At 61.4% G+C, this 12,442-nt stretch carries 11 protein-coding genes; 2 read left to right on the forward strand and 9 right to left on the reverse strand.

Annotation, left to right across the window (positions count from 1 at the left end; genetic code table 11):
* Positions 1 to 8: 8 nt before the first annotated feature.
* Genes KP701_RS00610 through pstC form a run of 5 tightly spaced genes read right to left on the reverse strand, consistent with a single transcriptional unit; the run spans position 9 to position 4,145 of the window.
* Positions 9 to 731 (reverse strand): response regulator, encoded by a 723-nt coding sequence (locus KP701_RS00610; RefSeq protein WP_041111315.1) that lies wholly within the window; start codon positions 729 to 731, stop codon positions 9 to 11.
* Complete coding sequence (phoU, locus tag KP701_RS00615) at positions 728 to 1,462, reverse strand: phosphate signaling complex protein PhoU (RefSeq protein ID WP_215745248.1); 735 nt, start codon at positions 1,460 to 1,462, stop codon at positions 728 to 730. Before phoU ends, KP701_RS00610 begins: the two co-directional genes overlap by 4 nt.
* 6 nt (positions 1,463 to 1,468) lie before the next feature.
* A complete protein-coding gene (gene pstB / locus KP701_RS00620; RefSeq protein ID WP_215745443.1) occupies positions 1,469 to 2,257 on the reverse strand; it encodes a phosphate ABC transporter ATP-binding protein PstB in 789 nt (262 codons plus the stop codon).
* A 38-nt stretch (positions 2,258 to 2,295) separates the two neighbouring features.
* Entirely contained in the window at positions 2,296 to 3,168 is an 873-nt protein-coding gene (gene pstA / locus KP701_RS00625; RefSeq protein WP_011252280.1) for a phosphate ABC transporter permease PstA, read from the reverse strand.
* Entirely contained in the window at positions 3,165 to 4,145 is a 981-nt protein-coding gene (pstC, locus tag KP701_RS00630) for a phosphate ABC transporter permease subunit PstC (protein ID WP_041112639.1), read from the reverse strand. The genes pstA and pstC overlap by 4 nt, the downstream gene beginning before the upstream one ends.
* Positions 4,146 to 4,519: 374 nt before the next feature.
* On the opposite strand from pstC, the gene dps reads away from it, so the two are divergent.
* A complete protein-coding gene (gene dps, locus KP701_RS00635) occupies positions 4,520 to 5,059 on the forward strand; it encodes a DNA starvation/stationary phase protection protein Dps (RefSeq protein ID WP_215745249.1) in 540 nt (179 codons plus the stop codon).
* Positions 5,060 to 5,122: 63 nt separating this feature from the next.
* On the opposite strand, the gene KP701_RS00640 is transcribed toward dps, so the two are convergent.
* Positions 5,123 to 5,569: a hypothetical protein gene (locus tag KP701_RS00640; protein WP_215745250.1), complete on the reverse strand. Its 447-nt coding sequence runs from the start codon at positions 5,567 to 5,569 to the stop codon at positions 5,123 to 5,125.
* A gap of 193 nt (positions 5,570 to 5,762) precedes the next feature.
* Between KP701_RS00640 and KP701_RS00645 the strand changes: the two genes are divergently transcribed.
* Positions 5,763 to 6,908, forward strand: coding sequence for a hypothetical protein (locus KP701_RS00645; protein ID WP_215745251.1), 1,146 nt, complete (start codon positions 5,763 to 5,765; stop codon positions 6,906 to 6,908).
* 36 nt (positions 6,909 to 6,944) lie between these two features.
* Here the strand turns inward: KP701_RS00645 and KP701_RS00650 are convergent, their stop codons facing one another.
* From KP701_RS00650 to KP701_RS00660, 3 genes are all read right to left on the reverse strand, one after another.
* On the reverse strand, positions 6,945 to 8,177 hold the full coding sequence (locus KP701_RS00650; RefSeq protein ID WP_215745252.1) for a glycosyltransferase family 4 protein: 1,233 nt from the start codon (positions 8,175 to 8,177) through the stop codon (positions 6,945 to 6,947).
* A 137-nt stretch (positions 8,178 to 8,314) separates the two neighbouring features.
* Complete coding sequence (locus KP701_RS00655; protein WP_215745253.1) at positions 8,315 to 9,307, reverse strand: hypothetical protein; 993 nt, start codon at positions 9,305 to 9,307, stop codon at positions 8,315 to 8,317.
* Between the two features lie 185 nt (positions 9,308 to 9,492).
* On the reverse strand, positions 9,493 to 12,438 hold the full coding sequence (locus KP701_RS00660; protein ID WP_371818857.1) for a glycosyltransferase: 2,946 nt from the start codon (positions 12,436 to 12,438) through the stop codon (positions 9,493 to 9,495).
* Positions 12,439 to 12,442 lie beyond the last annotated feature (4 nt).

Raw genomic sequence — 12,442 nt, forward strand, 5'->3', positions numbered from 1 at the left:
GGCACGCGTCAGCCGCCGTCCGTCGTTGGGCCGTCATCCAGGGCATACCCGGCCGCGCGCACGGTCCGCACCAGATCGACTTCTCCCGGACCGTTGATGGCCTTGCGCAGACGCCGGATATGCACGTCGATCGTCCGGATTTCGACATGGATGTTCTGGCCCCAGATCCGGCGCAGCAGATCCTCGCGGGAGAACACCTTGCGCGGATTGCGGATCAGCAGATCCAGCAGGCGGTATTCCGTCGGTCCAAGGGAGAGCATCCGCCCGGCCCGCTCCACGCGATGCGTCTCCGGATCCAGCGTAATATCCGCAAAGGACAGCCGGTCATAGGAAGACTGGTGACGCCGCAGCAGCGCCCGCAGGCGCGCATCGAGCGTATCGATGCTGCACGGCTTCATCAGATAGTCATCCGCACCCGTATCGAGCCCGCGGATCGCATCCTGCTCGGCCGAACGCGCCGTCAGAAGCAGGACCGGAACGTCGCGCAATGCGGGATTGGCGCGGATCCGGCGGCACACATCCAGCCCGGACAGGCCCGGAAGCATCCAGTCCAGCACCACGGCATCCGGACGGGCCGTCTCAAGCGCCAAAAGGGCCGCTTCCCCGTCTTCCGCCGTCTCGACGCGATATCCGCGCTGCTCGAGATTGTAGCAGGTCATCAGAAGCAGGGCCGGATCATCCTCGACCAGAAGCACAAGTCCCTTGGCGCGCGCCAGCGATGGCCCCTTCACCGGACGTCAGGCTCCTGCACCGTCTCTGCCACCGTCAGGGCCGACGCCGGAGCTCCGCGAGGACGAAGAGACGGAAGATTCTCGCCAGTCACGGCATAGAAGACGCGTTCGGCGATGTTGGTCGCATGATCGCCGATCCGCTCGAGGTTCTTGGCGATGAACAGCAGTTCCGTGCAGGCGCGGATATTGCGGGCATCTTCCATCATGTACGTCACGAGTTCGCGGAACAGCGCCGTGTAATACTCGTCCACGGCGCGATCCGAATGCCAGACTTCCATGGCGCGGTTGGAATCCTGCTGCGTGATCGCATCGATCGACCGACGCAGGTTTTCCTGCACCAGACGCCCCATGCTGCGCAGTCCCGAGAGCGAAATCTGGTTTTCCGGCATCCGGATCCGCAGAGAGCGCCGCGCGATGGACGAGGCGTAATCGCCAATACGTTCCAGATCGCCGGTGATCTTCAGGGCGGCCACGATCTCGCGCAGGTCGCCTGCCATGGGGCTGCGAAGGGCCAGCAGACGGATCGCAAGGCCTTCGACCTCGCGTTCGAGCTGGTCGACTTCCGGGTCCTGACGCGCGGCCGCATCCGCGGCTTCCTCGTTGCGGTCCGCAATGGCGGAAAGCGCGAGGGCCACCTGGTTTTCCACGATGCCGCCCATCTGCGCCATCATGGAGCGGAGCTGCCCCAGCTCCTGCTCGTAGCTTTTGACGATGTGAGATCTGTCAGCCATGACGCGTTATCCAAACCTGCCGGTGATGTAGTCCTGGGTCTGCTGCTGCTTCGGATTGGTAAACATCCGGTCCGCGCTGTCCACTTCGATCAGCCGTCCCATGTAGAAGAATGCCACCTGGTCCGCGCAACGCGCAGCCTGCTGCATGTTGTGGGTCACGATCGCGATCGTGAACTCTTCCTTAAGTTCGTCGAGAAGCTCTTCGATACGCGCCGTGGAAATCGGATCCAGTGCCGAGGTCGGTTCGTCGAGCAGCAGCACTTCCGGACGCGTCGCAATCGAACGGGCGATGCACAGACGCTGCTGCTGACCACCCGAAAGACCGGAAGCCGGTGCATTCAGACGGTCCCGGACTTCATTCCACAGCGCAACACGCGTCAGCACGTCCTGCACACGCGCATCCATATCGGCCTTGTTCAGCTTCTCATGCAGCCGCACACCAAAGGCGATGTTGTCGTAGATCGACATCGGAAACGGCGTCGGCTTCTGGAACACCATGCCCACGCGGGCACGCAGGATGTTCAGGTCCAGATCGCGCTCCAGAACATTGCGTCCGTCGAAAATCACCTCGCCCGTCGCACGCTGGCCGGGATACAGGTCGTACATGCGGTTGAAGACCCGCAGCAGCGTCGATTTACCGCATCCGCTCGGCCCGATCATGGCCGTGACACGGCGTGCCGGGAAATCGATCGAAATGTCATGCAGGGCGTGGTTTTCACCGTAGTAGAAATTCAGGTTGCGGACAGCCAGCGCCACTTCAGGGCTTTTCGCCACCTGCGGATCAGTCTCGGTCATCATGGAATCCTGTATCATCCCCTGCCTTGTTCCCGGGGTCATCCGCGTCGCGCCGAAACGCGGACGGCAATGTTGATGGCCAGCACACCCATCGTCACCAGCAGCGCGCCGGCCCAGGCCAGCTGTACCCAGTCTTCATAGGATGCACCGGCATACTGGTAGATCGTCACCGGCAGGCTCGCCATCGGCCGGTTGAGGCTGAAAGACCAGTTCTGGTTGCCGAGCGACGTGAACAGCAGAGGCGCCGTTTCACCGCTCACCCGGGCCAGAGCCAGAAGAATACCCGTCAGAACGCCCGTCTTGGCAGAACGCAGGCACAGAGAAAGCGTTACCCGCCAGCGCGTCGCGCCCAGAGCTGCCCCGGCCTCGCGCATGGAGGTCGGGACAAGCCGCAGCATATCCTCGGTCGTACGCACGATGATCGGCACCGCCAGGATCGCCAGTGCAACAGAACCCGCGAGCGCGGAAAAATGCCCGAACGGCGCCACCAGAACCTGATAGACGAAGAGGCCCACCAGAATGGACGGCACCGACATCAGCACGTCGGAGACAAAACGGACGCAGGACGCGAATTTATTGGTTTCTGTCCCGTATTCCGAAAGATAGATCCCGCATCCGAGACCAAGCGGCGTTGCCATCAGCAGCGCCATGAAGGTCTGGATGAGGCTGCCCACGATCGCGTTCGCCAGCCCCGAGGACGAGCCGGGAGGTCCCATTGGCTTCATGATCGCGGCGGCAGACAGACCGGCAAGTCCGCGTGACAGCAGCGTCCACAGAATGGATGCCAGCACCAGCACCAGGATGCCGGCCATCACCATGCCAAAAGCGGTCGCCAGATGATCGGCGCGACGCCGACGGGCAGCCCGCGGGTTGGGCTTCCAGCCGGTTGTGGAGACGACGGTTTCGCTCATTTCGTATCTCCCCGCAGCATCCGCGCCAGCGCCAGACTGGCGAAGGACAGCAGCATCAGGATGAAGCCCAGCGCCAGCAGCGCGGACAGACGCAGCGACCCGGCCGGGCTTTCCGGGAACTGAAGGGCGATCAGCGACGCCACCGTGCTGCGGGGCGCAAACAGCGACCAGCCGACAGCCGTCACGTTGCCGATCACGAAGGTCACGGCCATGGTTTCACCCAGGGCACGCCCCATCCCAAGGACGATCGCACCGATCATGCCCGTCCTGGACCAGGGAACTACGACCTTCCACATCACGTCCCATCGCGTGGCCCCAAGGCCATAGGCGCTTTCCCGCAGCATGGCGGGCATGGCGGCAAACACGTCGCGCATCACGGCCGTCATGAAGGGCGCGATCATGACGGCCAGCACCAGCCCGGCCGTCATGAGGCCAGTGCCGAAGGGGGCGCCATGAATAATGAATCTGATCCCCGGAACATGCCTGAAATGGTGGGTCAGGAAGGGCTGAACCGTCCGGGCCATGAAGGGGACGATCGTGAAAAAGCCCCACATACCGAAGATGATGGAGGGCACGGCCGCCAGAAGCTGCACGGCCGTGCCAACGATCGCGGCAATCCGGGGGGGAGCCATCGCCGTCAGCCAGAACGCCGTCCCGAACGCCAGTGGCAGGGCAATCGCCACACCAATCAGCGTGCTGACGATGGTACCGAACAGCGGTGCCCAGGCCCCGTACTGGTCGGCGACCGGGTTCCAGACATCATGGAAGGCAAACCCCAGACCAAATGTCCGGAAAGCCTGGCTGCCTCCCACGCCCATAAGGACCACAAGGCCACCCAGCACCACCAGAACCAGGAGCGCCGAAGCAGCGACCAGAAGGTGAAATGCGGTATCGGGCCCGCTGCGGCGGCTTCCACTGTGGGAAACACCGGCCTTGTCGCGGGCCTCTTCGGGCTGCGTGGCTGTGGCAAGGGTCATGCGTGAGGAGCTCTGACTTGAAAAACGGGCGTTATCCGGCAGCTACAGCCACCACACCAGTGCATTAGCCGTCCTGTCATGGAAGAACAACCGGAACAGGAACGACACGGGATGAAAGATTTATGTCATCCCCACAGGCCATGGCCGTTACAAACCGCCGTGAACGGTCAATGGAAGGCGCGGGCAACAGCTCCGAACACCTCACCCGGCAACAGATCATGAAATTGCCGACCCGAACCTGAATTCGCGACGCAACCGTGGCACGGATGACACGTTTAAATGAGCGACGGCCCCGGAACAGTCAGGGGCACGAGAAGATTTTCACGACCTGAATCCCGTCTTCGGGTCGCATTCCGATGTTCAGGAGTATTCCCATGGTTTCCAGAACCGACCGCCACGTGACGCAGAACAACACGGCGGACAACACCAAAAATGTTTCCATCGAGACGCTGAACGCCCGTCTTTCCGACCTGATCGATCTGGCGCTGATCACCAAGCAGGCCCACTGGAATCTCAAGGGACCGCAGTTCATCGGCGTTCATGAAATGCTCGACGGCTTCCGCTCCAGCATTGACGGTTTTTCGGATACGGTCGCCGAACGCGCTGTCCAGCTTGGCGGAACGGCACTGGGGACCGTGCAGGATGTTTCCAAAAACAGCGCCTGCAAGCCTTATCCGAACAACATCTATCGCGTGGCCGACCATCTGGCGGCGCTGATCGACCGTTATGCGACGGTTGCCAACAACATGCGTGAGTCCATCAAGGTGACGGACGAAGCTGGCGATGACGATACGGCCGACGTCTTTACGGAAGTGTCCCGTGGCCTCGACAAGCATCTCTGGTTCCTTGAGGCCCATGTCCAGGAGCCGACGGGCCAGATGCGCGACGGCGATCACAAGGGCAGCCGGAGCTGATCACCCCCGGCATCGACTGAGACTTCCAGCGCCCCGCAGGTCTCCTGCGGGGCATTTTTCTGTTCAGAGACAGCGTTCGAGATGCTCGCGGGCAAACACCAGTTCCGGGGCCTCGCGCGTCCAGCGTTCCCCCACCTCCGGCTGCGGCTGAATATCGACCTGTGGCGGCTTTTGTTGGGGCACGGCTGGCTCCGGGGCCGCCTGAGGTGCCGGCCCATCTGGAAGTACCGGTGAGATCAGGGCAGCCAGATGTTCGAAATCACGGGTCTGCAACGGCCCCGGCGCGACGCCCGGTTTCTGCTGGACGATCCAGTCCTTCGTCAGCTCCCTCAGATTGCCCCATTCCCGTTCCCCCTCCGGTGAGGGCGGGCTCGACATCCCTGCCTGTGTCGCCACTGCAAGAGCATGAAGATCCGGTTCCGTAAGCAGGGACGGATGGGATGACACGTCTTTTCTGCACACCCAGCGGCCCAGAGCGCTTTTCAAAACCGATACAACGTCATTCACCATTGTAGCTTCTCCCTGCCTCATTTTGCCCGATTCCCTGTCCGGACGTCAGTCGGTTGAATCTTCGAACTACAGAAAAATCGTGAAAAAGACGGGAAATATCCAAAATCACACCAAGACTATTGATAAATACAATCGCGTTACATTATGATTAACGACAGATACCCGCAGACATTATAGTATAAATGGTTAATAAATGCTTAATTCAGAAGCCATTAGCTCATCAGATTCGACGTATGTCAATATACTTCATGCCTGCCATGACCATCAGGCGGTTGCCTATTATGAGAAACATGGGGCGTCGACAGTCGAGCACGCCTTTGCCATCGCCAATATTCTTCATATTCACAGCAAGGTTCTCGAAGCTTCCTATTTCTACAGGGTGGCTTTTGATCTGCACGGCAAGACGCAGACGGAATTTCCCCTGCCCCAGTCTCTTCTTCAGGTCAGACTGCTGTGTCTCCTGAAATCTTCTAATGTGCCGCCACCGGAAGAACTTGAGGAACTGGCGACATATTCACCTGCACTCGCCAATTATATTCGGGGCATCCAGATCGCATGGCAGGATGGGAAAGTCGGACAGGGCCTTGATCTCATCGGAAATGCTTTTGAAATATTTCATTCCGGAGAAGAAATAGACAGACTTTATCTGGAACTGGCCCTGCGGTACCCGCCCGTCGGCCTCAGGAGCGGGGAAGATATCGCCAGTCCGAACCCGATCCCCTCCCATCTTTACATGTACTGGGATTGTAACCCACCGGAGGAAATCAGGGACAACATCCGCTATCATCAGGAAATGCTCGGAACCCGGTTTACGATCTTCGATCGCGAGTCAGCTATGAAATGGCTTTATGATCATTACGGCAAGGAAATTTCCGAGATCTTTCGCAAGGTCCGCCACCCTGCGGAAGGCGCCGATCTGCTCCGCCTGTATGTCCTCATGGCCAATGGCGGATGGTGGCTTGATGCCGATCTACGGATCCGTTCCCTGGATGCCTGGAAGAAGCTCACGACCGGCAGCATCAAGGAGTGTCATCTTTTCACGACACATAATTACGTGCTGCATAATGATTTCTTCGGTGCCGCGCCGAGCAATGGCATCGTTTCCAACGGCGCCATGATGGCGCTGGTCAACACATTTGAGCATTGCGGGCTGTATATTGCCTTCAAGACCGGCCCCGGCGTCCTCAACAGGGCTGTCAGCCGTGCGATCTACAATGCGCTGCAGAGCCACAGACCACTCTGCGACCTTCAGATTGACGACCAGCACCAGTTCAATGAAACGGTCGAGGAATATGAGGTCACTTACAAAAATCTCGGCGCAAGCTGGCATAGCGCCTGAGGCAACAGAAGGGCCTGAACCCTCCTGTTTCCTCTTTCAGGACCGGTGCGTTTTCGTGATCCGCTCGACCAGATCGTCGTAACGCTGCAGATAGTCGTTCAGACAGAGTTCAGCCTCGGCGTAACGCCGGGCTTCCTGCCCCAGACGACGAGCCGTCCTGCGGTCGTCCAGAAGCGCAAGCGTGGCTTCGGCGATCTTTTCGGGCTCCAGAAACGGCACAAGCCGGCCCGTAACGTCATCCGTAATGAACTCCCGCACCGGCGCCGTGTCGCTTCCGATGATCGGGCAGCCTGTGGCCATGGCTTCGCGCAGGGACCAGGAGGCGACGAACGGATAGGTCAGATACAGATGGGCATCCGAGCGCCGCAGAAGGACACGGAAATCATCGTATTCAACCTTGCCGACAAAATGCACACGCTCAAGATCCAGCCTGTCTCCCAGTTCGCGGAGCATCACCTCGCGCCAGCTTCCGCCATCCGGCGGTAGCGTGCCATAGCTGACGCTGTCGCCGCCGACGAGAATGACATGCGCGTCCTTGCGTTCGGAAAGAATACGGGGGAGCGCACGCATGATGACGTGGAAGCCGCGATAGGGTTCGAGGTCACGGGCCACATAGGTGACGAGCGGGGTTTTGGGCGTGATCCGGACATCCTTGATGACAAGATTGCGCCGTCTGGCCTGTGGTTCGGGGGAGCAGAGCTCCAGATTGACGCCTTCGCGCAACAGGGAAATCTTCTCCTGCGCCCAGACAGGATAGGTTCCGAGCTGGAACTGCGTGGGGCACTGCCCATATCCGTTCGCCAGGCAGAGTGCCTGCAGATTGATCGCGTTCTTGACCCGCACGGAAGCGGCGAGCTCCGGTGAAGGCGGAAATTCCGGGTCGAACCCCACGTCGTTCTGGTCGGCGTGATAGAAGAACTCGAAATATCCGAGAATTGGGCAGTCCGGAAAGACATCGACCAGATTGAGCAGTTCACCCCAGCCGTGATGGCCGATGATGATATCAGGCTCATACCCCAGCCCCTTGAGCGTCCGGGCTGCCGTTGCGACGGCTTCGGCCCGGAGCAGGCCGTATTCGAATTCCCTCAGGCTGCGGTGGGTTTCCATCGAAGGCAGGCGCGGTACGCGGTAAATGGCGCGGCGGACACCGGGAATATGATTGCTGTTCGCTTCGGAGATGAAGACGATCTCATGACCCTGCGCCAGAAGATGGCGGACAAAATGCAGGAACTGTCCTGGGAAATTCTGGTGAACGAATAGATAACGCACGTCTTCTCCGGAGCGACAGGACGCCTCTGCGGTTTCCTGTTCGCGCACGGAGAGGACAGCAGATGACAGCGGTTTTCAAAGACGACCGGAAAGGGAAAGTTCCCTCGCCGGTCACTTGGTCAGGCATCAGCGACGGATCAGGATGCCGGGGTGGACTTGCGCTTTCTGGGAGATGCCGCCTTGGCAGGCGCTGCTGCGGCTTTCGAAGCGCGGGGCTTCGCCGGAGCCTTGGCGCGGGTCGCTTTGGGGGCGGCCTTGGGCGCTGCGGTTTCCTCACCTGCAGGCAGGATTTCCAGCAGGAAGGCTTCCAGCGGCGCCAGGCTTTCGGCTTCCAGCGCTTCGGAACCGTCCACGGGTCCAAGACGCGTGCCGTCCGTGAACGTCGCCGTCAGGCGGATCCGGTGCGTCTCGGCGGACTTGCCTTTCAGGCGGACGCGCAGGCCCAGAATCGGGAGCGCCATGCCCCGTGAACCGCAGTACTGGCCACCTTCAGCCCAGGGAGACAGCCAGCCCTTGCCGAGAACGGCCTGGTATTCGATGTCCGACGCCGGGATACCCTCTTCGGGAGCGACACTGAAACCTTCGATCCAGCTCTGGCTGCCGGGAACACCCATCCAGTGTCCGATGCCACTCGTGACATCGCCACGGCGCTGGATATGGGCGGAAATATCCTTCGAGATCTTTTCCGCAACGGTCTCAGTCGCTTCAGCGACGACCGATGCGGCCACAGGGGCCGGAGCCGCGGCCGACTGGGGTGCAGGCTGTGCGGGAGCCGGGGTCACGGGACCGGCAAGCTGAGCCACCTGCAGACGCGGTGCGGCATGCGTGCTGCCCGGTTCCTGATAGGTCGTCACGAGAACAGCGGCCGGGCCTCGCATCACCCGGACCAGCGCAGCGCCGTTCGAACCGCCGATCCAGCCATCCTCCTCGAAGGTGCTGATCGTCACGATCCCCGGCGCCGTCCCCGGAGCGCGCGAAATCCGGACTCCTGGCAGTCCGGCCGGACCCGCGGGCGCCTGGCCGGCAGCATGGAAGATGCAGAAAATACCTGCATCCAGAACCATCATGTGTGCACCGGCCTTGAGGTCGATGACCCGGTTCTGTCGTGGTGCTTCGGCGGCGTTAGACATTCCCTACTCCCAATTGCGTCCGTTCTTGCGGGCAATAATACTGGCATGTTTCATAAACTGTCACGAGTGGTCATGACAGTTACAAGCAGCAGCCCGACGATGCGTTGCACCAGTTTTCATAAATACCGGCTTCTCTTTCGGCATTATAGTGGGCTGTTTCGATAAAAAAGGTAAATCACCCGTCATCATACTGCCCCCCATCGCCCCAACAGAATCATGGCAAGCTGGTAGGGTGCGACACCGAGGGGCACCGCAAGACCGGTCGCGCTTCTTCTGACCCGTTCACCCTGCGCGCCCAGATCAAAGCAGACCGCTTCCAACCCGCTGCGCCAGACCTGACCCAGAGCGTAGCACCATGTTTCGGGCGCGATGGAAGGAATCAGTCCCACATCCGGCTGCTGCTGGCGGATCAGGGCCTGGACCTCGTCTTCGCGATATTCTCCCGTTACCCGGACACCCCGCGAGATCAGGGCATCGTCGTCATGGGTATGGCCCACCAGAGACAGCACGATGGGCAGGCGATGGGTCTGGATCTCGGTCGCCAGCGCCAGCAGGACGTCATACCCTTTCCACTGGCTGATCCCTCCCACGACACAGACCCTGAGCGGTTCTCCGCGGGTCGCATGACGATGCAGCAGGATGTCTTTGTGCAGCGCCGCGTCATCTTCCAGCGGCAGGGCTTCGATGCTCAGACCGGGGAAATGTCGGCAGATGCGCCGGACCGTATCGTCGGAAGGCGCCATGAGCCTGCGCGCGCCGGATAGTTCCCGGGCAGAGCGGGCCAGAAGGGCGGCAATGGAGAGGTCTTCGCCGAGATAGCTTCCCCATCGTGCCACACAAAGTTCACATCCCGCTGGGTCCGGTTCCCCACAGTAACGCCCTGCCCCGTCACAGAGCGAGATTCGCGGGCAGAACCAGACATGATCATGGATGAAGACGTCATACGGAACGCCGAGCGCCTCGTGCAGGGTCCGGATGCAGGGCGCGTGCCCGATCAGATGGTGCCACTCCACCGCCCGGACACGCAGGGCGGCGAGCAGGTCCAGCAGGGACGGCAGTTCATCCGGGAGACGGTATTTCAGGTTGGGAAAGCGTTTTCCATCAAGGGCGTATTCGAGCAGGCAGCCGCTTTCATGGGGACGAAACGCGAGAGCCAGAACGCCGTCCGCCTCGAAAGCCTCTGAACGCTCACGCACGACACGCCCGACGCCGCCACCGGCGTCATGCTGCACCATGAGAATGGCAGGCCGCCCCGCGCCCTGCCGCATCAGCCGTGCAGCATCCAGTCTGCGACGTGTTGCGTGCAGGGGATCGGCGGTGATGAAACGCGCCACGAGGTCATGATAGCCGGGGTGCAGGGCATTGAGGATATCCAGATTCCGCACGCCGAGAGCGTTCTTGGCTGTTCCGAATGATGCGGATCCGACATGGGCCACGTAAAGCTCCGGCGCAGCGAGGTGTCGGAATCCTCTGGCCGTGGCGCGGAGGCAGAAATCATTTTCCTCGCCATAGCCCTGGGCGAACAGGTCTTCGCGGAACAGGCCCGTTTCGGCCAGACAGTCCGCGGAAATCGCCATGCAGAACCCGTGGGCAGTGGGCAGGTCGATCTCCGTAGAGAGAGCCCCATTCTTCTGGCACAGCCGGTCCATCGCGCGCATTTCCGCAAGGGATGGAACCGGGTTGGGACGGTCCGTGGACGGGTAGGACAGGATGGTGGCATCGTTGGAAAGCGGCGTGACCGTACCGACATCGGCTCCTGCAAGCCTTGCCCGCAGCCGCTCGACCCAGCCAGCCGGGACAAGCGTGTCACTGTTCAGCAGCAGGATGTCCCGTCCTGCCGCCGCCCGCATTCCGTCATTGGCGGAAATCGGAAAGCCCCGGTTCCGGTCGTGACGGATCAGGGTCATCCGTCCGTCCTCCGCCAGTTGATCGAGCGCCCGGGCCAAAGGTGGCTCCGGGGTCGCATCATCCACGACGATCACCGGTACATCCGCCGGGCATGTCGCAAGAACGGTCCGCAGGCATGCCATGGTCCGGACCCGATCGGCATAGACCGGGATTACGACCGCGCAGCCTGGACTCTGGCGCGGAAGATGCGGACGCATCCTGCCCGGACGGATCTTCAAAGGACGTAACCGTGCCGGCAGATCCCGTGTCTGTCCCGAAACCAGCTTCCCCACCAGAGGATCAACGGGAGCACCCGTCAGAAGACGGCCGTTTTCGTTCCATAAATCGAGGGGCCCCTCATCGCGGTCGGGGCACTCTTTGGCCGGAACGTGAAACACCCGGTAGCGCGCCAGAGGGACGTCGCTGTCCACATCCTGCGCGAAGGCTTCGGCCCGGAGGACGCAGCCGTTCCAGAGTGTGATTGCAGGGACATGCGCGGGTTCGGCCGGCGTCCAGATCCAGCCTCTCAAGCCATCCGCCTCCGCTTTCACAAAGGACTCGCAGCGGGTCAGGGCGGCTATATCCAGCGGACTGCCAAGAACATGCCGGCGTCCGACCTGGACCGCCAGATGCCGTGCTGAGCGCCAGCCTTCCGGAAGGTCATATCGGCCGCCCGAGGCACCCTGTGCAATTTCCCGCCCATCAAGAAACAGACGGAACGGACGGGACGTGCCGATATGGACGGTGCCTGCATTGGATGCCGTCATCCATCCCGGCAGCCCTGCGGAAACTGTGATCTGTTCCGCCAGAGGATAGGTTTCCGGGGTCGCATGAAAGACGGACAGGGCTGCCTGCATCCGGGCTGTGGCGTCCTCCATGCGCTGCAGCCGCGCCAGACAGACGACTTCCAGAAACGCCGCTTCCCGCAGCCCGAAATCCTGGCGCAGATCCTCCATGCGGACCAGGCAGTCCATGAGCCTGCCCGCGGAAAGACAGGCCAGCCCGACAGACCACTTCAGATTGGGGTTATGCCGCGACATCCGTTCGGCCCGCTCGAGCCAAAACAGGCCAAGCGATGTGTTGCCTGCCTGAAAGGCGGCATGCCCCCGGGCAAAGGCTTCCTGCGCCCTGCGGCTCATGGCCTCACGCCACAGGGCGCGGTCCTCGTCGCTGACGATCCGTCCAAACCCCGCGAACGCCGCAGCGGGGGTCTTCGGACCGGAGGGAGGACGATCAGCAGACACGGAG

It is taken from the genome of Gluconobacter sp. P1C6_b (genome assembly GCF_018811945.1).
Taxonomy (GTDB): domain Bacteria; phylum Pseudomonadota; class Alphaproteobacteria; order Acetobacterales; family Acetobacteraceae; genus Gluconobacter.